Genomic DNA, 22924 nt, shown 5'->3' with positions numbered 1-22924 from the left:
TTGGGATTGTTGTATAATTAAGGTAGAAGTCGTAGTCAAGTGGTTATGACGCGTCAAGGAGAAATTATGATTGTATCAGGAAAAATTAGTGTTAAGGCAATACTTAAAGAGCGAAAACGTGAGATTGAATATGTAGCAATCTTGGATAAACACAATGACAAGGAATCACGATATGTTGAGCGTATCGCTGAGGGGATTATAATTAAACGATTATCTCGTGATGATATGGATTTGCTTGCGTCGAATAAAACGCATGGTGGCTATCTTGTCTCATGTGGGAAGCGAAGCAGTGATTCCCTAAGTCATCTACCGAAACAGACCCTTTCATTAATGTGTATTGAAGGCGTTACTGATCCATTTAACCTTGGAGAAATTTGTAGAACCGTCGCATCCCTTGGATTTGACGGTATTATTACTCCAAATTATGATTTTTATGAACATGAAGCAAAGCTAATTCGTGCCAGTGCGGGCGCAAGTGAATCGTTATGGTGGCTTCAAAGTGATGATTTAAGTTCTGACTTGAAATCGATCCAAGCTAAGAATGTAGTAATGGCAGCAGCATATCGCGGAGATGAGAGCGAGTCACTTTTAAACTATAATTTACCAGATCGTGTATGCATCTGTTTAGGTGGTGCTTTAAGAGGTCTTTCGAAGAGTGTGTTAGAAATTAGTGATGTTCATGTACGTATTGATTACGATGCGCGCGTTTCATTAAGCAGTGTTGGTGCATGCAGTGTGTTTGCTTATGAACGCTATCGACAATTGGAGGCGAGAAAATGAAAATTGCTATTGCACAATTAAGAGTAAAAGCAAATCAACCACAGGAAAATTTTGAAGCAATTCAAGCAATTGTAGAAGAATCGATTGGTAAAGCAGATCTGGTTGTGTTCCCAGAATTAGCGGTAGGCGGTTATCTCATTGGCGATCGCATGAATAATCAAGCAAGTATCGATGAGATGATGGTCTATAACGACCGTATACGCTGCTTATCACAAGAGATAGGGATTGTTTGGGGAAATCTTTACCAAAAAGAAGATAAACTCTATAATGCGGCTTTTTTCGCATATCAAGGCGAATGGGTTAAACGTGCAAACCATGAATCCGAAGGTGTATATACAAAGCACCTTCTACCTAACTATGGTGTTTTTGACGATAAAAGATATTTTGATCCTGGAAATCACAACTTTGGACCGTTCATTTTTAAGGGTGATCGTATTTGTATCCAAATCTGTGAAGATTTGTGGGATGATGCAAGTGATTTAAAACCTACCGCGTTAATGATGCAACACAGTCCCGATCTCATGATTAACATCTCATGTTCACCATGGCACAAAAATAAGGAATCCATGCGCTTAGCAGAAATTAAAAGACAGAATTTGGACATACCTTTTATTTATGTGAATGCGACAGGGATGCAAAATAACGGCAAGAATGTTGTACTGTTTGATGGTGGAAGTATGATTGTATCTCCTGAATCGGTGACATATTTGGATGCTAATTTTAAACAGACACTTGATCTATTCGATTTAAATTCTCAAGCATCAAATACACCCGACGATGACGATAAGATGTATCATGCATTGATTTCAGCAATTCGTTACTTTGATGAAGAAGCACTACCCTATGGACCAAAGTGGATTGTTGGTGTTTCGGGAGGATTGGATAGTAGTGTGTCCATTGCGTTACTTGTTAAGGCATTAGGGAAAGATCGTGTGGTGGGGGTAACAATGCCTAGCCAGTTCAATCGCGACATAACCAAAAATAATGCATATCATCTCAGTAACGTTTTAGGATTTAAGTTCTTGGAAATCCCAATTGCTGCAATGACCGATGCAACGGTTGAGAGTATGGCGTTTGGTGGCTACAAAGACGTACAAGGACTCGCATTTGAAAATGTTCAAGCACGACTTAGAGGCCATACGCTCATGACCATCTCAAGTCTTGAAAATGGTGTTGTGATGAATAATGGTAATAAGATTGAAGTGGCACTTGGATATGCAACCCTTTATGGAGATGCAATCGGTGCACTCGCCATTTTAGGCGATCTCACAAAAATGGAAGTCGGTATGATTGGTCGTACTTTAAATCGTATTGCAGGTACAGAAATTGTTCCTCAAAATCTGATTCCTACCGAAATGGAAGATCGTGTCGATTGGGAGTTTGCACCGAGTGCGGAACTTGCGCAAGATCAATTTGATCCCATGAAATGGGGATACCATGATGCGTTGGTCAATGCCCTCATGCATGGACAGTTGGAAGCCATACTTAAATCATATCTCGATCAATCGATTTATAAGTCGGAACTCGGGAAGTATTTAACATCATACGGTTTAGAAAATGGTAAAATGTTTATCGATGATTTAAAATGGGTTCTTAAGACGATGAATACGGCAGTCTATAAACGTGTACAAATGCCGCCGATTGTAATGGTATCAGATTGTGCATTTGGGACACCGTATCGTGAGAGTCAATACGCGTTACATCTTACAGAGACTGAATTGAAATTAATGAATATAATCTATAATCTCTAATTAAAAACCATCCGAAAGGGTGGTTTTCTTTTATCAAATCTCAACCGCACCACTTTCACTTTTATTAAAGTCTATCTCATAGGCCGTTTTGAAGTCAAATATTTTTCGCGGCATTGAGTTAATTTTGAAGCAAATATCATCAAGATATTGTTGCGCTATATCATACATTGATTTTCCTTTTGGTATAAACCTTCTAACGATTGCATTCGCTCGTTCATTGGTTCCACGTTGAAAAGAACAGTATGGATCACACTTATATAGTTTCACACCCAACCGCTTGGCTGTAATTCCTAATGTTTTAAATTCAAGTCCATTATCTACTGTTATCGATTTCGTGGTTATATTATTCTCTTCAATAAATTTTCGAATTAAGTTTGATGTGTAATAGTCATATCGATATTCTGCTTTAATAAGCCAGGTCATTCTTGAGCAGCGGTCTACAATGGATATAATCGCTGCAGATTCATGTTTCTTACCGATTATAGAGTCGATTTCGAGATGGCCAATCTCGTTACGTTCCTCAATGTATTTAGGTCTAAGGCTAATTGGAAGTACCGTTTTCTCTTCCAAGTTCCATCTCAAGTGATTCATCATTCCACTAATTCTCTTTTTACGTTTTCGACGTTTATAGCACATTCTATTTGGTTTTATATCAAGTTTACCTTGATTAATCCAGTTATAGACTTGCTGCGATGAAACACACGGTTTATATGGATGATATCGTTTATAGTTACTCAAGCATACTTCTACCCAATGAACTTTAGGATCATAGTGAGAATGCAGATATTCGATTAAGTGGGAATATTTTTCTCGAATATCAATCGTTCGTTTCTTATAGACATTATTTTTATATCTAGAAATCGTAGAATGAGATATATTGAGTTTACGTGCTGCCTTGCGCATAGAGTAGCCGATGCTTAATAGAATATCAATTTGGTCTTTCATTTTTTTATCTAATTGTTTATACTTCATATGGGAGCTCCTTTTAGTGAACCGCACCCGAATCTTGGACAAAGATGAGGAGGTGCGGTTTTTTATGGCTAAGCTAACACGAAAACAAAAAATTGAAATATATGAAAAACGAAAGTTAGGACAATCAGTATGTTCATTAGTAAATGAGTATGGTATTAATAAATCAAGTATTAAATATTTGGTAAGACTTATCGATCAACATGGACCCAATGTTCTAAGACGAAACAAAAATCACTTTTATTCTCATGAATTTAAGTCAGAAGTAATAAATCGGATATTAATGGATGGAGAAAGTACAATAGCTATCGCCATCGAACTTGGATTAAGTTCTGATGGATTGATTTACAATTGGATTAAAAATTATAAAGAAAACGGCTATAATGTCATAGAACGGAAACGAGGTAAACCATCTATGACAAAACCAACTAAACTGTTAACAGTTAATGATGAACTAAAGGCATTGAAGAAAAAAAACAAGTATTTGGAAGCGGAGAATGAATATTTAAAAAAATTGAATGCCGTAGTGAAACAAAGGGTGGAGCGCGAAAGAAGAAAACCAGAGTAGTTTCCTTACTACGACAAAATATCCTTAGAGATTCTTTTAAAATATCCGGACTCGCTCGATCTACTTACTACTTCTACGTTTCAAAAATTGATTTTGATACCAAAAACGACGAACTCATGCAAGAGATTATAGAAATCTATTATGATCACAAAGGACGATATGGTTATCGTAGAATTACTTTAGAACTAAATAATCGAGGAATTCGTGTAAATCACAAGAAAGTCTTGAGACTTATGAATAAAATGGGATTACATTCAATCATAAGAAAGAAACGTAAGTATTCTTCATATAAAGGGACAGTGGGAACCATTGTTGAGAATCGAGTTCAAAGAGATTTTGAAGCTGATAAACCCAATCAAAAATGGTTTACGGATATCACTGAGTTTAATGTGCAAGGGAAGAAAATCTATCTTTCACCAATACTTGATGCATATGGTAGATACATTGTATCTTACAACATATCTACAAGTCCTAATTTGGATCAAACTAGAGACGTGCTTCACAAGGCATTTTCTTGTAACGATACGCAAGGAACAATTATTCATTCGGATAGAGGATGGCAATACCAACATCAATTTTATGTGAAAGAATTAGAAGCACATTCGATGATTAGAAGTATGTCAAGAAAGGGAAATAGTATTGATAACGGACTCATGGAGGGCTTTTTTGGGCTACTAAAATCAGAAATGTATTATGACCAAGAACATAAGTATAAAAAGGTAGAAGAATTAGTTGATGCAATTGATGAATATATCGACTATTATAATAACAAGAGAATTAAGAGCAAACTAAAAGGACTGACCCCTGTTCAATACAGGAATCAATCCTTAAATTTAAAAGATAATTAGCTTGTCCAAAATTTGGGGTTCAGTTCATAGTCGGGTGGGCTCCTTTTATTATACAAAAACAACCGCACCTTGGGTGGTGCGGTTGAGATTTGAATTTAGGAAAACCATCCGAAAAGGTGGTTTTTCTTTCAAAAAGTATTGTTTATAGTACTAAATTTACTACTGAAAAGAGTATATTTCAGAATGTATTTACAAATTATGCCATCATATATTATTCTAGAAGTGGAAATACAAGAGGGGGATAAATTATGAAAAAGAAAAAACACCTATTTCCGAAAGTAAGCCTTATGTCATGCTTACTTTTAACAGCAATGCCATTACAAACAGCGTTTGCAGATGCGCCCAATTTTTTAGTTGAGCCTATAGCAGGAACTCAAATCGGAACATTGCCAAGCATACCTGGAATTGATGGATTTCCAATCATACCTGGAATTCATGATGATATGTTTCAAGAAATGATCGAATCATATAAAGAACAAACTAAAAAATTAGTGATTCAAAAAATAAAGCCCTTTTTAATCAATGAGGCACAATATCATCGTGGTGTTGAGTCAATCAACAATGACATTAATTCATTGATTGAAGAGATTGAATCTGAAGAAAATGGATTGTACGGAACCCATTTAGCACTCAAACAAGAAATTCAGCGTATTGCTACAGGGTTGAGCTACCATAGGTTTACGCAAGAGGCAAAGTATCTTGAAGATTATGGGAAATTAACATTTCCGGAATTGGATGAAGCTTATATTGATTTGCTCGTGAACCATAAAACATCACACCGTACACTTGTTAAGTACGAGAATAAGGTTGAAGGAAGAGCACCACTTGAAGCGCTCATCGTCCCGTTAAGAAGTCGATTGAGAACGATTCATGACCTTTATTTTGAAGTGAGTCTCCTTCCAGAGACCCACGAGTCATTCTTAGAATACCAAGCTTCAAACATTCAAGATAAAATTGTGGAAGTGAGCCGCGTGCTAGCACAAGGTGTGAGCGAGTTTATTGATTACAAACGCCTTGAAAATCTTATGGAAAAAGAACTACATCCATTACACTTAGAACTCTCTACATTGAGAAAAAATCGACAAATTCAAATGCTACGCGATGTTTATCCAGATTTTGAACAAGCTAATGAATTAGTTGAATCTCTAAAAACAACTCAAGATTCGAAAGAAAAATATAAAAAATTCCACGAACTTCTTGAGTTGTATATTCAAAGGGCAGGTGATATTCGAAAACTAGATGTGTTTCAGAGATTTTATAGAACGTATCAAACCGTAGTTGAGGCAGAAAAAGAAAAACTTCGCGATTACTTAGAATCTAATATCTTTGATTCTCAATTCGTACAAGGAGAAAAAGTAAAGAATAAAGAAGTAAAACTTGTGAATCGAGACGTCTTTTTAAATATGATTCAAAATGCTCGAACGATGGTGGAAATTAAAGGCATTCAGTTAGAACTTGATTCAATCGCTAAATCTTTCCAAAAAGGGGAGGGAGATGGCAAGGTTGAACCTGAAAGACCTATTAAAGTAGAAAAACCGGGTGATCAGAAGAAACCAATAGATCAGAAAAAACCGGTGGATGAAGCAAAACCAGAAAAAAATCAAACGCTAAAAGAAGGCTGGAATAAGAAAAACGATAAGTGGTACTATGTTGAGAAATCCGGAGCGGTTGCGAAAGGTTGGAAGAAAGTCTCGAATAAATGGTACTATCTTGATGAATCTGGTGCAATGGTAACGGGTTGGAAGAAAGTTTCAAACAAATGGTACTACCTTGAGAAATCCGGTGCAATGGTAACAGGTTGGAAGAAAGTCTCAAACAAGTGGTACTACCTTGAGAAATCCGGCGCAATGGCAACAGGTTGGAAGAAAGTCTCAAACAAATGGTACTACCTTGAGAAATCCGGTGCTATGGCAACAGGCTGGAAGAAAGTCTCAAATAAGTGGTACTACCTTGATAACTCAGGAATGATGGTTACAGGTTCAAAGACCATTAATGGGAAAAAGTATACATTTAAAAGTGATGGAAGTTTAAAATAGACGGTAAAGCCGTCTATTTTTTTTATCAATTTATGAAAGTCGGATTTGTATAAATATTTATACATTTTTTTAAGTAAATGTATTGCACAATAAAAAAAATAGGAATATACTAATAAATGAACATTGTTCATTATATCGATAGTGAACTACAATATGTAATATTTTTGAAACATCTTTAATGTGAGGGTTTAATAAAATAACCTAAACTTTGATGTGCTAAGATATGCATAGATAAGAAAGAGGTTAGTATATGAAACGAGTCCTAAAAAATTTAAAACCATTCTTAGGTGCAATACTCATTTCAATTGCGTTCTTGTTTGTCCAAGCTTTCGCGGATTTGAAGTTACCAAATTACATGTCTCATATCGTTAATGTTGGTATTCAACAAAATGGTGTTGAACATGCAAGTCCCGATGAAATAAGCAAAGATGGTCATGACTTAATTGTAGCGATATTGCCACAAGAACAAGGTAAAGCATTCTCATCATCATATGAGATGAGTGGTGATCGATATGTTATTAAACAAAATATTGATCGCGAAGCAACAGATATTCTTGTAGGTGAGAGTGTTTGGACCTTAATGAATCTTGGCGAAGGTTCAGGCTCAGAAATGCCTGCATTGAGTGGTCAAATCACAGATGATTTTGACATCAAACAAATGTATGCTTTAACACCAATGTTTCAATACATGGATCCTGCAACCAAAGCATTAGCATATGAAAAGGCTGCCGGGATGGAAGACAGTTTGAAAGAACAAACGGGTGTCGTTTTCGCGAAAATGTTCTATGAAGAACTCGGAAAAGACATTCCAACAATGCAAAATCAATATATCTTAAAAAAAGGTGGCGGAATGATCGGAATTACGATTATCGGTATGAATGCAACCATTGCGGTAGCATTCGTATCTGCTAAAATCGGATCTGGTTTTTCTAAAAATCTCCGTACAGAAATTTTTGAGAAAGTTCAAAGCTTTTCTTTGGAAGAGTTTGATAAGTTTTCATCATCATCGATGGTCGTTCGAACTGTCAATGATGTAACACAAGTTCAACAGATGATAACAATGGGAATTCGGATGTTCTTCTATGCGCCAATTATGGCAATTGGTGGAATTATTATGATTTCTCAACGAGATACATCGATGACATGGATTATCGTCGTAACATGTGCTGCCCTCCTCGCATTTTTAGTTGTTATTTACTTTGTGGCGGTACCTAAGTTTAAGGTTATGCAAAAATTTGTAGATCGATTGAACTTAGTTTTTAGAGAAAATCTAAGTGGTGTTATGGTTATTCGTGCATTTGGAAACAAAGATTTTGAAAATAAACGCTTTGATAAAGCAAACTCGGAACGTGCTGATCTTGCGCGCTTCATCAACCGTGTGATGTCATTGATGATGCCGCTGATGAACTTCCTTATGAATGCGACAATGCTTGCCATCATTTGGTTTGGTTCACATCAAATCTCTGAAGGAATCCTTCAAATTGGGGATATGATGGCGTTCATGCAATATTCAATGCAAATTATTATGTCATTTTTAATGATCGCAATGATGTTTATTTTTGTACCACGTGCTGTTGTATCATTGAATCGTATTAATGAATTGCTTAATACAGAAAATACAATTCATGAGCCAATTGAAGCAAAAACATTTAACGCTTCAGAACGTGGACTCGTTGAATTTGAGAATGTAGACTTTAAATATGGTGATGCGGATGAATATGTACTTCATGATATAAACTTCGTGGCAAAACCAGGAGAGACAACTGCATTTATCGGTTCAACCGGATCCGGTAAATCTACCTTAATTAACCTAGTACCACGATTCTATGATGTCACTTCGGGTACCGTTAAGGTAAATGGAGTCGATGTTAAAGATGTATCAACCCATGATTTACGTGAAGAAATCGGATATGTACCTCAAAAAGGTGTGCTTCTTACAGGGACCGCAAAATCAAATCTTGTCTACGGTAAAGAAGATGCAACAGATGAAGAAGTAACGAAGGCACTTGAAATTGCGCAAGCAAATTTCATCCTTGATAAAAAAGATGGACTTGATTATGAAATTGCCCAAGGTGGTACAAACGTATCAGGTGGTCAAAAACAACGTCTAAGTATTGCGAGAGCACTTGTAAAAGATGCATCAATCTTTATTTTTGATGACAGCTTCTCAGCTTTAGACTTTAAAACAGATCAACTTCTACGTAAATCAATTCATGAAAACTTAAATCATGCGACCCTGCTTATTGTTGCCCAACGTGTCAACACAATTATGGATGCAGACCAAATAATCGTTTTAGATGAGGGACGAATTGTTGGTAAGGGAACTCATAACGAGTTATTGAAAACCTGTTCAACTTACTATGAAATCGCATCATCACAACTATCGGAGGAGGAATTAAACTATGAATCAAAATAAAGCTTCAGTAAAACCTTCGAAACCAGAAAATTCTAAAGCAGTTCTTAAAAAAATGATTGCACTCATTAAACCATACAGTGTAAAAATGATTGTTGTGATTATCTTTGCGTTGTTATCCACAATCTTCGCGATTGTGGGTCCAAAAGTAATGGGTCAAGCAACGACCGTTTTATTTGAGGGATTAATGGCGAAAGTACAGGGAGTTGGCTCGGTTGATTTTGATAAAATCAAAGGAATCGTGTTATGGCTACTTGGTATCTATCTTGCAAGTTTACTCTTTAGTTATATTCAAGGGTGGATTATGGCACGTGTATCACGTGACTTAACATACAACCTTCGTAAACGTATGCATGAAAAAATCGAGAAACTACCGTTAAAATATTTTGATGGAACGACAACAGGGGAAGTGCTCTCCCTTGTTACCAATGACATCGATGTCATCGATCAGAACTTAACAAGCAGTATTACTCAAGTTATTACATCTATCACGACGATTGTAGGGATTCTCTACATGATGTTCTCGATTAACTGGCAAATGACCTTAGCGGCATTATTGGTCTTACCACTCTCCTTTGGACTTATCTTCTTCATTATGTCGAAATCACAAGTGTTCTTTAGAAATCAACAAAAATATCTAGGATCCCTTAATGGTCATATTGAAGAAATGTATGGAAGCCATGTTGTTGTGAAAGCATACAATGGTGAAGCACGGTCAATTGCAGAATTTGATGATCACAATAATAATCTTTACGATGCCGCTTGGAAGAGTAGTTTCTTTTCCGGGATGATTCACCCAATTATGAACTTTGTTGGGAACTTCGGTTATGTTGTGGTAAGTATTCTTGGTGGTTATTTTGCTTCCGTCGGAATTATTAGTGTAGGGGATATTCAGTCTTTCATTCAATATATGAGAAGTTTTATGAACCCGATTGCGCAATTGGGTAACTTATCTTCTACGTTCCAACAATCTCTTGCTGCTGCGGAACGTGTCTTTAACTATTTAGAAGAACCTGAAGAAGTTGAAGATGCAGATACCGTTATTGATGTAAGTAAGGTAGAAGGTCATGTTTTCTTTGAAAATGTTAATTTTGGATATGATCCAGATGTAACGATTATTAATAATTTCAGTGCCGACGTTAAGCCAGGTCAAAAGATTGCGATTGTAGGTCCAACGGGCGCTGGAAAGACAACGATTGTTAAACTTTTGATGAGATTCTATGACGTAACTTCCGGATCGATTAAGGTTGATGATCATGATATTCGTGATCTTAAACGTGAGGATCTTCATAATTTAATTGGGATGGTTCTTCAAGATACTTGGTTGTATAGCGATACCATAAATGAAAATATTCGCTATGGTAAATTGGATGCAACGGATGAAGAAGTCCACGAGGCAGCTATGAAGGCTCAGGTTGATTACTTTGTGCGTACACTACCAGAAGGCTATCAAACTGTTCTTAATGAAGAAACGACCAATATCTCTCAAGGACAAAAACAACTCTTAACGATTGCACGTGCGATTCTTGCGGATCCAAAAATCCTCATCCTTGATGAGGCTACCAGTTCCGTAGATACACGTACAGAGGTTCTGATTCAAAAAGCATTGGATGTTTTAATGGAAGGACGCACAAGTTTTATTATTGCGCACCGTCTATCAACAATTCGAAACGCTGATTTAATCCTTGTGATGGATAAAGGGGATATTGTTGAAAAGGGAAGTCATGATGAGTTACTTGCTCAAAATGGATTCTATGCAACACTTTACAACAGTCAATTTTCAGAAGAAGACTAGGGAATTTTCCCTAGTCTTTTTTATTGGAGATGCGAATGCAAAAATGAGAACGTTAGTTCTCATTCAAAATAATTTTGGGCAATAACGCCGGTAACTTCAGGAATTTCATCCATGAGTAAGGCTTCAACACCGCCTTTTAAAGTATAATCGATTAATCCACAGCCGATACAAGCACCGAGGAGTTTAACGGTAACAACACCGTGCTCATCAACACTGACAAACTCCATGTCACCGCCATCACGTTGGATGTAGGGACGTATTTTATCGAGAGATTCAATAATGCGTTCTTCTAGGGTCATGATGGTATCCTCATAAAGTAGAGTAGTGAAGCAGTAATAAAGCCTAGTAAAAAGCCACCAACGACTTCAACCCATTTATGGCCGAGGACTTCTTTTATTTTTTGTCTATAAATTGGATTCTCTAATGTTGTTTGTGTTAAGACTTCAATATCCTGAATTAATTGTTTGGTAATTTTAATGTTTTGTCCGGCGTAATAGCGTACATTCGCAGCATCATAAATCACTGTTAATGAAAAGACAAGTGAAATAAAGAAATATTGCGAAGAAAAGCCAGATTGGTATCCAAGTGCAAGTGTTAAACCAATAACAAGAGCGGTATGGGAACTTGGAAAGCCACCACTTTCAAAAATCATACTTAAGTTCTTTTCGCCTGTTTTTAAATAGTGGAAAAATGGTTTTAGAACTTGAGCTAAAATATTTGCAACAAGTGCAGAAACAATGGGGTAAAAATTATCGCTCATGTGGTCACCTCTTCGGAAGTTATTATATCATACATTAGATACTGTGTTATAATAACAATGTTATTGAGGTAGAGATTTATGAAAAGAATGTATATGAACGGACAGATTGTTGAGGGGACCATTACAGGAATTCAGCCTTATGGAGCCTTTGTCTCAATCGATGAAAATACAACTGGATTAATTCACATATCTGAAATTTCAGATGATTTTGTGCGTGATATTCGCCAATTTGTGAGCCAAGGTGAACGTATCATTGCGAAAATAATTGATGTGAGTGAAGGACCACATCAATTACGACTCTCGTTGAAAGCATTGAATTACTCTTCACGTAAAGATCGTCAGTCAAAAGATCACAAGAGACCTTTAGTCCCAAGTGATTCCATTGGCTTTGAAACGCTTGCGGATATGATGCCTCAGTGGTTATCGGAAAAGGAGAATCCAATGATTAGAGTAGATTTAAAACATGCTTTATTAGAAGAAGATGTATTAAGTTATCAAGACGATGTGAGTCGTATTCATGAAATGATTCATTCACGAAGCGGTAAAGGTAATGATTACCTGGGTTGGCTTGATTGGGCAGAACGCTATGATGTTGAAGAGTTTGCACGTATTAAAGAATGTGCAAAACGCATTCAAGATCAAGCTGACGTTTTACTTGTCTGTGGAATTGGCGGTTCTTATTTGGGAAGTCGTGCGGCGATTGAAATGATTCAAGGGCCTTTCCCAAAAAATGATTTAGAGATTATTTATGTTGGGAATACATTCTCATCAACTTCTGTAGTTCGTATTTTAGACTATATTAAAGATAAAGAAGTTGCATGTAATGTAATTTCCAAATCCGGTACTACAACCGAAACAGCATTAGCATTTAGAATGATTCGCCAATTTATGGAAGAGAAATATGGCGCAGATGCTTCTAAACGTATCTATGCAACAACGGACAAAGAACGAGGACTTTTAAAACCCCAAGCAGATGCCAAGGGATATGAATCGTTTGTAATCCCAGATGATATTGGGGGTCGTTTCTCAGTTATTACACCTGTGGGATTATTACCAATGGCAGCAGCTGGCTTAGATATTGATAAGTTTATGGCTGGTGTTAAGAAGGCAACATTTGAGTTAAATAATCCTGATTTATCTGCCAACCCTGCATATGTATACGCTGTTGTACGTCGTATGCTTGAGAAGCAAGGGAAATCAGTGGAAATGTTTGTTAGTTATGAATCACACCTTGTGTTTCTTGCGGAGTGGTGGAAACAACTTTTTGGAGAATCAGAAGGAAAAGATGGAAAAGGCTTGTTACCTGCAAGTGTAAACTTCTCAACCGACCTTCATTCAATGGGGCAATTTGTTCAAGACGGGAATAAAGTTTTATTCGAGACTGTTGTTCTTGTGGATAAACCTATTGCTGATATGGTCGTTCCGACTGAAAAAGATGACTTAGACCAAATGAATTATTTGGCTGGTAAGAGTTTGCACTGGATTAATGAGAAAGCATTCGAAGGAACTTTAGAGGCACATGAAGTAACAGGTGGTGTGCCCAATGTTCTTATTCATATTGATAAAGCCAATGAAGAGAACTTAGGTTATGCGATGTACTTCTTCTTTAAAGCACTTGCAATGTCGGTGTATATGTTGGATGTGAATCCATTTGATCAACCCGGTGTTGAAGTTTATAAGAAAAACATGTTTAAGCTTTTAGGTAAATAATAAAAAACCACCAATCTGGTGGTTTTTTATTATTTATGATTCCATTCGAATTGAAGTTGAAGGGAATTTTTTGATTAAGGACAGGCACAATTGCCTTAATTAAACCTTTTGTTGAAAAAGGAAGTTGTGTTTAATCGATAACTTAGATGAGATTAAACGATTTGAGTATTAGAATCAATCATCCTACCAAAGATGATATCATACTGAATTAAATCAAAATCTAATTCACAAGAATATTATATAGTAGGATTTATTATGAGAATCAACAAAAACATGAATTCAGACACAATCAGCCTCTATTTGTATCGTGTTAAACACGAACAGCACAAATATGTGAAATTAATAATAAACTTCCACAAATTCAATCTAAAACACGTTATCAATGTTGTTGTTCTTTTAACTCAGTTTTCTTAGCACGTGAAAAGTCAATGTGACAATATCCACCAGGATTCATTTCTAGATAATCTTGATGCTCTTCTTCAGACCTTGTGAAGTTTAAAAGTGGAAGCACTTCAACTGCAAGTGGTTTTGAATATCGCTCTTGATATGCAATTAATAGGGATTCAAGATGTTCGTGATCGCTCTCGTGTTCAAAATAGATTCCAGTACGGTATTGTGTCCCGATATCATTACCTTGTTTGTTGAGGCTGGTAGGATCGATAATTCGAAAAAGGTGATCGACGATTGCATCAAGAGAGATGACTGCATGATTGTATTGAATCATTACAGCTTCTACGGCCCCTGTGTTACCTGAACAAACATCACGATATGAAATGTCTTCTTGATTACTGTTTGCATAACCCACAGCAGTATTCTCAATTCCTTTTAACCGCTTATAATATTCTTGAACTCCCCAGAAACAGCCACCGGCTACAAATATTGTTCGTAATTCTCGTGTATATGGATTTCTCATTGTAGTACCTCCTATGGTTAAAAGATACCATAACTCCAGTGTATTTCTAAAGCAAAAGGCACTTTGAAGTGCCTTAAACCCAGTGGTCTATGCTGGGATAGAATACGATCATGGAGTCGATTGTATTCTATGAGCGTGTGCTCTATTTAATAATATAGTGTATAATCGTTATAATATGATGAAGGAATTGTTAATTTTACGTTAAAACGTGATTTATGATACAATGCTTAAATGGAGGAATTACTATGAGTGAATTAATAAATTTTAGAGATTTTGGTGGTTACCCGACAAAAGATGGCCGAAAAATTAAGACGGGTATTTTCTATCGTTCTGGTTCATATCGTGATTTGACAGAAGCGGATCGTGCTTACGTTAAAACATTAAACATTCAAAATTTACATGATTTTAGAGAACCAACAGAGTTGGATAAGGATGAACGTAAAGAAGGACTTGCAAAGAATGTTCATGATATTTCCGCATCATTACATCTTGGAGGGTTTGAAGAAGATCCAAGTGTTCCGTATACTGTTTTATCTTCCGAAAGTATGATTGAGTTTTACGAAAAATTACCTTTTTCAAATCCTGCATATCAAAATGTTTTTAAAGTGTTACAGGAAGACAATGCTGTTCCTTACTTACATAATTGTACTGCTGGAAAAGATCGCACCGGTGTCGCAACTGCATTAATCCAATTAGCGCTCGGTATGCATGAAGATGCAATTATTTATGATTACATGCTTTCTATGGAAGCTTATGACGCAATCTTTGAAAACGAAGTGCGTCGTCTTAAAGAAGGACGTACTGTGGAAACATTACTATATAAAGTTCCAGGACTCATTATTAAGCCGGGCTATTTAAAGAGTGCACTTTCAGCTATCCTTGAAAAATATGGATCATACGAATCCTATTTCGAAGAAGAGTATGGATTGGATGCTGATAAACTTGCAGCGATGCGCGATCGTTACACTGAGCGATAACATAATCTAACATAGTTTTAGAGTATCAATAACACAATTATTTTGTATACTCTAGGTGTAAGAAAAAATCTTACCTGTATGAACCTCTTCTCCAAAATATTCATATCCCCTTATGAATAACAACAATAATAATATTCATACAGAATTCTTTCCCCTTAATATAAAAGAAGCACCTTAGTTCGCTAAGGTGCTTTCTTTATATAAAGATATCGTTAACCCGTTCAGTTTTTTCTGAGAATTCATCACGGTATTTTTCGGCGATAATGGCCTCACCTTTTTGGAGTGATGCTTGAACATCAATAATTCGTTGGTTTGTAGAACCTCTGAACAGCGCAGCGAGGTTTTTCTTTTTTATTAAAAAGCGTCCGTCAATGAGAATGTCTAATTGTGAAAGAAATTTTTGTACAAAAGGATCTCGATGACGTAAGAGTGCTTCAAAGGTGTAACCGCTGTATGACCATAAGTTGTAGCCTTCTTCTTTTAGTCTTTTCGTAATGAAATAAAGTTGTTCAGCCTGGACAAAGGGTTCACCACCTGAAAAGGTCACTCGTTTTAAATCAGCTCGAAGAATTTGTTGAATCACTTCGTCAACTTCAATAAGCTCACCACCATCGAAAGGAATGGACCTTTGATTATGGCATCCAGGACAGTTGTGAGGACAGCCCTGTGTAAAAACTACAGAGCGTATCCCTTCAACGTCCACAATGGAGTCTGAAATAAATGAAGCCAATCTAATTTTCATAGCGATGTTTAACTCGGTCGTGTTCTTCAGAACGTTTTGCATCATTAAAGCGATCTAGAGTCCCAACAAGATACCCGGTAATCCGACGGATGCGTTCAAATCCATAATCACCGTCGTTTTCAAGTCGTCCACAACTTGGACATTCTTCGTTAATGATTCCTGTATAACCGCAGATTGGATCGCGATCAACGGGATGGTTGATTGCACCATATCCAATTTCGTTGTCATGCATCATACGCACGACTTCTTCAAATGCTTCAAGATTTTGGGTCGTGTCCCCATCAAGCTCTACATAAGTGATATGACCACCATTTGTGAGTGCGTGGTAAGGTGCTTCAATTGCCAATTTATCTTTGATAGAAATATCATAATAAACAGGAACATGGAATGAATTGGTATAGTATGTACGGTCAGTAACTTCTGGAATTGATCCGAAAATTGAACGATCAATACCAACAAATCGACCTGATAAACCTTCGGCTGGAGTTGCAATGAGTGAGAAGTTAAGTTGTTCTTCTTCAGTGTATTTATCGGCTAAATCACGCATAAATCCAACGATTTCAAGTCCAATACGTTGGGACTCAGGACTTTCACCATGATGTGCACCCGTTAACGCTTTTAGACATTCTGCAAGACCGATAAATCCAAATGCAAGTGAACCGTGTTTTAATACTTTACGTAGGTTGTCTTTAGGCTTAAGATCTTTTGAATTTTTCCAAACCCCTTGACCCAATAAAAATTTAAAATTCGATACGGATTTACTGCATTGAATTTCGAAACGCTCAAGCAATTGATCTTTCACAAGTTCCATAAGGTGTTCAAGTTCTTTATAGAAACCATCAAAGTCCGGTTCGTCATGATTCAGAATTCCATGCTTGATTCCAAGTCTCACAAGATTAATAGATGTGAAGCTTAGGTTACCACGACCGGTTACTTCTTCGTGTTCTGGATCTGTAACATCTCCCATTACACGTGTACGACAGCCCATATACGTGATTTCAGTTTCATAACGACCATCTTTGTAATATTGTTTATTAAATGGTGAGTCAATAAATGAGAAATTTGGGAAAAGACGTTTTGCGGATGTTTTAATTGCAAGTTTAAACAAATCATAGTTTGGATCTTCAGGATAGTAGTTGACACCTTCCTTAATTTTAAAGATGGAGATTGGGAAAATAGGTGTTTCCCCTTTACCGAGTCCCTTATCAAGTGCTTTAAGGTAGTTTTCCATAACCATTCTACCTTCAGGTGTTATGTCCGTTCCAAAGTTTATTGAACTAAATGGAACTTGAGCACCTGCACGAGAATGCATGGTGTTTAAGTTGTGGATAAATGCTTCCATTGCTTGGAATGTAATACGATCAGTAGTTCTTAGAGCCTTATCATAAGCCTTATCCACCAAGTTCATTAAGACATCATTCTTTTTCATGAGGGGTTCAAACGCTTGGATGTCAACGGTGATTGATGGCAGCTGGTCAATATGCTTAATAACTTTCGAAAAATCAACTTCGTCGAGGTGTTCTGTTATTTCTAAAAAATCATAAAGCTTTTGTTTGAATTGTTTTTTAAAGGTCGCAAGCACACCAGGAGCCATATAATAATCAAATGCAGGAATACTTTGTCCTCCATGTTGGTCATTTTGGTTTGATTGAATTGCGATTGCGGCCAATGCGGCATACGAAATGATATCCTTTGGTTTGCGTAAGTGTCCGTGTCCTGTTGAAAAGCCATCCTCAAAGAGTTGTTCTAGATTAATTTGGTTACAGGTTGTTGTTCCCATGGGTAAGAAATCCATATCATGAATATGAATTTGTCCAGCATCATGGGCTTCATAGTAATCCTCACTCATTTGATAAGCTTTTGCGAATTCTTTAGAAACAGTTGAGCCAAACTGCAACATCATCACCATTGGACTGTTTCCATCAACATTAGCATTCTCACGCTTGGAATCTTCATCGACGGCCTCTTTTTGGTTTAATTTTTCAATTGCCTTCAAAAATTTATGCTGTTTAGAGATGAAAATTTTTCGTGATTCATTTCGACGATTACGATATTGGGAAAATGATTCGTAAACATCAGTATAATTTTGACGGAGTAGTTCACGTTCAATTAAGTCTTGAATATGTTCAATGGAAATATAGTCTTCATGCACTGCGATTTCTTCGATTTGTTTTAAAACCTCCATGTAGACGTGGTTTGCATCATCGTTTGAATATTTATTTGATTCGAGTGAATCAAAACCTTTTTTGATTGCAATTGCAATTTTCTCGCCATTAAATTTCATTTTTTGATTATCACGCTTTAGTATCGTGATTTCCTCTAGGTGTTCTAATCCTTCCATTTTTACCTCCTACAGTATTTTGATCACGGACTTTTATCCATGATTATCTTGTATATCTATCATACATTTAGATAGAAATCTTGCCAAGATGAAATGGGGTCGCAATCGATTAGTACACTACTTAACAAGTAAAAGCGTATAATATTTAATGATAGTCGTTATTAATTCAAGAAACATTCATGTTTTTTCTTGTTTTTTTTAGGTTATAATGCCTTATACAGTGTATAAATGAAAATCGTGAAAATATATGATGATTATCATTGTGTGATATAATCAAATTAGAAAGATAGGGGTGACGAAGTGATAATTGTAAGACTAGATCGGGTCATGGCAGATCGTAAAATGACTCTAAAAGAGTTGTCGGAACGTACAGGGCTTTCTGAAGTGAACCTTTCGAAATTAAAAAATTCTCGTGTCAAAGCGATTCGGTTTTCAACCTTGAACGCCATCTGCACAGAATTGAAGTGTCAACCACGCGATATCTTGGAGTTTGTTTATGATATCTAGTGGTGAATGGGTGAGGGGTTATCGATTCGTGATACTTATTTAAAACCAAGAGGGTGATCTCTTGGTTTTTATTATATATATATAAGGATAGTTTAATAATATGGATAATATTATTTATGTAGCGGTTAGAATGATTGACATATATGTAAGGTGTTTTTGGTATATATAAGAATAAATTGTATTTTGAATGAATATTTGTTAAAATTAATCTAGAAAAGATAGAAAAGGTTGGATATTATGGCAAAAGTATTATTACTAATCATATCTGCGGTTATAATTGTTTTATCTCTATTACAAAGTGGAAAATCAGAAGGATTTACAGGCGCTTTCTCAGGCGGAAAAGGATTGGACTTATTCTCGAACACAAAAGAACGTGGTGCTGAGAAGGTTATCTCTAATCTAACAATGGGTGCAGGAATTATATTCTTTGCTCTTGTTTTGTTTATCCTAAAAACACAAGTATAGGAGAAACCGCTTAAAGCGGTTTTTATTTTTATGAGTAAATATAAAAATTATGAAGCAGTAAAGACTCAGTTGGAGTCATTAAAAGAACAAGTGTTGTTAAGTACGTTTATAGAGAGCGTAGTTGAAAACAAAAAATTAAATGTTGATGAAATTAATGAGGTACTTGAAGAAATGTCTTTGGGGAAAGAGATTGTCATGGATGGTGAAAATCTGTACTATATTGATAATGTGAAGTATGGTATTGGTTCTTTTCGTGTTGTCCGAGAAACATTTGCGTTTGCGGAAACACTAAGTGATTCATTTTATATCGGGAAAGATGATTTTAATGGAGCGCTCGATATGGATGATGTACTCTTCGAAATTAAAAGCAATGAAAAACGATTTGGCGTTGTGATTAAATCATTAAAACGAAACCGTGATGTAATTTTAGGTACGATGAAAAAAGATGGAAAAAAATTATTCTTTATTCCTTATGATAACAAAATTACATTTAAAGTTGAGTATGATCCATTGAATCATGATTTGAAGAAAAATGATCGTTGTATTGGTCGTATCACTTCAGTTGGTGAGCGCATTCATGTAGCGATTGTTTCTGTGTTAGGTCAAGCGGATGAACCAGGAATGGATGTTCTAAGTGTTCTTTTTGTTTATGGCATTGATAATGAGTTTAAACAAGAAGTTTTAGATGAAGTGAAGAATGTTCCGACTGAAATTGATCAAAATGAAACGAAACATCGTATGGACCATCGTGATCAATATGTTATTACGATTGATGGTGAAGATGCGAAAGATTTGGATGATGCGATCTATATGGAGGCATTAAACGGTGGATACCGTCTCTATGTCCATATTGCGGATGTTGGCCATTATGTTCAACCTCAAACTGCTTTAGATCGAAGTGCCTATGAACGTAGTTCCTCAGTCTATATGGTTGATCGTGTGGTCCCAATGTTGCCGAAAGAACTTTCTAACGGTATTTGTTCGCTTCATCCTAACGTCGATCGATTGACGATGACATGTCAGATGGATATCAGTTATGCAGGGGAAATTATTGACTATAACATTTATGAGTCTGTTATTTGTTCCAAACGTCGTATGAGCTATAAAGAGGTAAATACATCACCCGATCTTGGTGAAGTTCAAGATATGGTAAGTATGATGCTCGATTGTGCACGACGTCTTCAATACAAGCGTAATCAAGCAGGTCAAATTGGTTTTGATAGCGCCGAAAGTCAGTTTGTTATTGATCACGAAGGAAATGTATTGGATATTTTCTTAAGAGAACGTGGTGAAGCAGAAGAGATGATTGAATCCTTTATGGTTATTGCGAATGAGGTTGTGGCACAACACTGCCGTTATCAATCGATTCCAGTATTATACCGTGTCCATGAAGCACCTGACCGTGAAAAGATGCAAGAGTTAAGTCATACACTTCGTATTCTCGGTTATCGCCTTAAAGGGAATTTAGAAGAGATAAGCCCTAAAGAAATTCAAAAAGCATTGAAGTATTTTGAAGGGAAACCAGAATATCCTGTTGTATCACGTCTTATGTTGCGCTCGATGACCAAAGCGAAGTACAGTCAAGAACCGCTTGGCCATTTTGGTCTCGCCCTAGAAGACTATACTCACTTTACATCTCCAATACGACGTTACGCTGATTTATTACTACACCAACGAATCAAACAATATGCTGTTAAACATGATTTTTCTAAATTAGAAAAAGATGAGCAGTTTACGATTGAAGCTGGTTTGCATGTGTCGAAGAAAGAACGCTCGATTTTAGATGCAGAACGTCAAGTTGAGAAGATTAAAAAAGCTCAATTTATGTCTAATAAAATTGGCGAAGAGTATGTTGGTTTCATTAGCTGGATTAGTAATTTTGGAATTTTTGTGGAGCTCCCCAATACAGTCGAAGGACTCATCCATGTTAGAAATTTAAATGATGATTTTTATACCTTTGATGGCCCTTCACAAAAAATGATTGGTGAGCGAACTGGAAGAACATACTCAATTGGTCAAAAACTTAAAGTAAAACTTGTTTCGGTTGATGAGCTTGAACATGTTGTTAATTTTGAGATCATCGGTCAAAAGAAAATAAGTCGTCGTAAACCAAACTCAAACAAGGACAGTTTCAAGCGCAATGAACGTCCGAATGAAACAAAATATAAAGAAAAGCGAAAGGGGCGAAGAATTAATGACCGTCGTCGCAAAAAATCGTAAAGCATTTCATGAATATTATATTGAAGATCGTTATCAGGCGGGTATTGTTCTAACAGGTACAGAAATTAAATCTGTACGACAAGGTAAGGTTCAATTAAAAGATGCCTTTATCTCGATTGTTAACGGTGAAGCCTATATTAAGGGAATGCATATCGCTCAGTTTGAACAAGGAAATCGATTTAATCATGATGAGACCCGCGAGCGTAAGTTATTGTTGCATCGACATGAAATTGAAAACTTGTTAAAGCTCAACAACTTCAAGGGTACACAATTGTTCCGTTAGATCTCCATTTATCACGAGGTCGTGCTAAACTTGAAATTGCGACAGCAAAAGGGAAGCATCTCTTTGACAAACGCCAAGTTGAAAAAGAACGAAGTATTAAACGAGACATTGAGAAAGCGATGAAACGATAAGAAGCATTTATGCTTCTTTTTTTTAAGGGGAGGAATGATTGGTTACAAATTTAGAAATGCACGAATGCTCTAGAGGATTTATTGACTTATTTCTGATTAAGTTGTACTATCAAGATAACACATGGAGGTGTTGAATATGAAACTTTGGATGATAATCTTAGCGATTGTAGTTGTAATTGCTTTGTTTGCGATTTCAGCTTACAACGGATTAGTTAAACTTCGAAATATGGTTGAGGAAGCTTTCTCAACAATGGATGTATATTTGAAAAAACGTTATGACTTAATTCCAAACCTCGTTGAAACGGTTAAGGGATATGCAGGTCATGAAAAGATACACTTGAAAATGTCATTGCAGCACGAAATAAAGCGGTAAATGCTCAAGGTATGGAAGAACAGTTAGCTGCTGAAGGTGATTTAAGTAAAACAATGGGACGTCTATTTGCGCTTACAGAAAGCTACCCTGATCTTAAAGCAAATACAAACTTTATGGATTTGCAAGGTCAACTTAAAACGATCGAAACAGAAATTGAACAATCCCGTAAGTACTATAATGGTGTTACACGTCAATATAATATAAAACGTGAAACATTCCCTACAAATATTTTTGCGAATATGTTCGGATTTGCACGTAAACCTCTTTATGAAGTTGATAATGACACAGAACGTCAAAACGTTAAAGTTCAGTTCTAATTGAGGGAGGCTACTCCCTTTTTTA

The 22924-nt window shown here is 36.3% G+C and carries 17 protein-coding genes and 3 pseudogenes; 14 read left to right on the top strand and 6 right to left on the bottom strand.

The genetic code is table 11. The annotated features are described in order from the left end of the window. Positions 1–45: 45 nt before the first annotated feature. Together EEI45_RS01135 and nadE are read left to right on the top strand one after the other, a co-directional pair. Complete coding sequence (locus tag EEI45_RS01135) at positions 46–780, top strand: TrmH family RNA methyltransferase (RefSeq protein ID WP_228410423.1); 735 nt, start codon at positions 46–48, stop codon at positions 778–780. Next, a complete protein-coding gene (gene nadE / locus EEI45_RS01130) occupies positions 777–2531 on the top strand; it encodes an NAD(+) synthase (RefSeq protein WP_125163808.1) in 1755 nt (584 codons plus the stop codon). Before EEI45_RS01135 ends, nadE begins: the two co-directional genes overlap by 4 nt. 33 nt (positions 2532–2564) lie before the next feature. On the opposite strand, the gene EEI45_RS01125 is transcribed toward nadE, so the two are convergent. Then, positions 2565–3503 carry an IS30 family transposase gene (locus EEI45_RS01125; RefSeq protein WP_125163807.1) on the bottom strand — a complete coding sequence of 313 codons (939 nt, stop codon included), beginning with the start codon at positions 3501–3503 and terminating at the stop codon, positions 2565–2567. A gap of 64 nt (positions 3504–3567) precedes the next feature. On the opposite strand from EEI45_RS01125, the gene EEI45_RS01120 reads away from it, so the two are divergent. The 4 genes from EEI45_RS01120 (at position 3568) to EEI45_RS01105 (ending at position 11160) form a co-directional block, all read left to right on the top strand. Then, positions 3568–4916 (top strand): IS3 family transposase gene (locus EEI45_RS01120; RefSeq protein WP_125163806.1). Its coding sequence is split into 2 segments (ribosomal slippage): positions 3568–4042 and positions 4042–4916, totalling 1350 coding nucleotides; the frame shifts between segments, so codons are not numbered across the junction. A 248-nt stretch (positions 4917–5164) separates the two neighbouring features. Beyond that, positions 5165–6952: an N-acetylmuramoyl-L-alanine amidase family protein gene (locus EEI45_RS01115; protein ID WP_125163805.1), complete on the top strand. Its 1788-nt coding sequence runs from the start codon at positions 5165–5167 to the stop codon at positions 6950–6952. Between the two features lie 250 nt (positions 6953–7202). After that, positions 7203–9368, top strand: coding sequence for an ABC transporter ATP-binding protein (locus EEI45_RS01110; protein ID WP_125163804.1), 2166 nt, complete (start codon positions 7203–7205; stop codon positions 9366–9368). Further along, the gene (locus EEI45_RS01105) at positions 9355–11160 is read left to right on the top strand and encodes an ABC transporter ATP-binding protein (protein WP_125163803.1); all 1806 of its coding nucleotides are present in this window, start codon (positions 9355–9357) and stop codon (positions 11158–11160) included. The genes EEI45_RS01110 and EEI45_RS01105 overlap by 14 nt, the downstream gene beginning before the upstream one ends. Positions 11161–11219: 59 nt before the next feature. Here the strand turns inward: EEI45_RS01105 and EEI45_RS01100 are convergent, their stop codons facing one another. Together EEI45_RS01100 and EEI45_RS01095 are read right to left on the bottom strand one after the other, a co-directional pair. Beyond that, entirely contained in the window at positions 11220–11459 is a 240-nt protein-coding gene (locus tag EEI45_RS01100; RefSeq protein ID WP_125163802.1) for a NifU family protein, read from the bottom strand. Beyond that, positions 11456–11920 carry a divergent PAP2 family protein gene (locus tag EEI45_RS01095; protein WP_125163801.1) on the bottom strand — a complete coding sequence of 155 codons (465 nt, stop codon included), beginning with the start codon at positions 11918–11920 and terminating at the stop codon, positions 11456–11458. Before EEI45_RS01095 ends, EEI45_RS01100 begins: the two co-directional genes overlap by 4 nt. Before the next feature lie 78 nt (positions 11921–11998). Here EEI45_RS01095 and EEI45_RS08810 point away from each other — a divergent pair. Next, positions 11999–12337 (top strand): annotated as a pseudogene (locus tag EEI45_RS08810) (S1 RNA-binding domain-containing protein); the annotation flags it as partial. Between the two features lie 24 nt (positions 12338–12361). Continuing rightward, positions 12362–13630, top strand: coding sequence for a glucose-6-phosphate isomerase (locus EEI45_RS01090; RefSeq protein WP_228410555.1), 1269 nt, complete (start codon positions 12362–12364; stop codon positions 13628–13630). A 379-nt stretch (positions 13631–14009) separates the two neighbouring features. Here the strand turns inward: EEI45_RS01090 and msrA are convergent, their stop codons facing one another. Further along, positions 14010–14543, bottom strand: coding sequence for a peptide-methionine (S)-S-oxide reductase MsrA (gene msrA / locus EEI45_RS01085; RefSeq protein ID WP_125163799.1), 534 nt, complete (start codon positions 14541–14543; stop codon positions 14010–14012). A 245-nt stretch (positions 14544–14788) separates the two neighbouring features. On the opposite strand from msrA, the gene EEI45_RS01080 reads away from it, so the two are divergent. Further along, the gene (locus EEI45_RS01080; RefSeq protein ID WP_125163798.1) at positions 14789–15520 is read left to right on the top strand and encodes a tyrosine-protein phosphatase; all 732 of its coding nucleotides are present in this window, start codon (positions 14789–14791) and stop codon (positions 15518–15520) included. A gap of 196 nt (positions 15521–15716) precedes the next feature. Here the strand turns inward: EEI45_RS01080 and nrdG are convergent, their stop codons facing one another. After that, positions 15717–16262 carry an anaerobic ribonucleoside-triphosphate reductase activating protein gene (nrdG, locus tag EEI45_RS01075; protein ID WP_125163797.1) on the bottom strand — a complete coding sequence of 182 codons (546 nt, stop codon included), beginning with the start codon at positions 16260–16262 and terminating at the stop codon, positions 15717–15719. Further along, positions 16252–18603, bottom strand: coding sequence for an anaerobic ribonucleoside triphosphate reductase (locus tag EEI45_RS01070; RefSeq protein WP_125163796.1), 2352 nt, complete (start codon positions 18601–18603; stop codon positions 16252–16254). Before EEI45_RS01070 ends, nrdG begins: the two co-directional genes overlap by 11 nt. Positions 18604–18903: 300 nt before the next feature. On the opposite strand from EEI45_RS01070, the gene EEI45_RS01065 reads away from it, so the two are divergent. The 5 genes and pseudogenes from EEI45_RS01065 to EEI45_RS01045 all read left to right on the top strand — a co-directional run bounded on the left by EEI45_RS01065 (position 18904) and on the right by EEI45_RS01045 (position 22899). Next, the gene (locus tag EEI45_RS01065; protein WP_013852454.1) at positions 18904–19110 is read left to right on the top strand and encodes a helix-turn-helix domain-containing protein; all 207 of its coding nucleotides are present in this window, start codon (positions 18904–18906) and stop codon (positions 19108–19110) included. Positions 19111–19347: 237 nt separating this feature from the next. Further along, the gene (gene secG, locus EEI45_RS01060) at positions 19348–19575 is read left to right on the top strand and encodes a preprotein translocase subunit SecG (RefSeq protein ID WP_125163795.1); all 228 of its coding nucleotides are present in this window, start codon (positions 19348–19350) and stop codon (positions 19573–19575) included. 30 nt (positions 19576–19605) lie between these two features. Further along, positions 19606–21795 carry a ribonuclease R gene (gene rnr / locus EEI45_RS01055; RefSeq protein ID WP_125163794.1) on the top strand — a complete coding sequence of 730 codons (2190 nt, stop codon included), beginning with the start codon at positions 19606–19608 and terminating at the stop codon, positions 21793–21795. Continuing rightward, a pseudogene (gene smpB, locus EEI45_RS01050) lies at positions 21716–22209 on the top strand (SsrA-binding protein SmpB). Before rnr ends, smpB begins: the two are co-directional and overlap by 80 nt. A 121-nt stretch (positions 22210–22330) precedes the next feature. Next, a pseudogene (locus EEI45_RS01045) lies at positions 22331–22899 on the top strand (LemA family protein). The last annotated feature ends 25 nt before the right edge of the window (positions 22900–22924 follow it).

This window comes from Erysipelothrix piscisicarius (genome assembly GCF_003931795.1).
Taxonomy (GTDB): domain Bacteria; phylum Bacillota_I; class Bacilli_A; order Erysipelotrichales; family Erysipelotrichaceae; genus Erysipelothrix; species Erysipelothrix piscisicarius.
The sequence above is the reverse complement of the archived record's forward strand: the minus strand, read 5'-3'. Positions and strand labels throughout refer to the sequence as shown.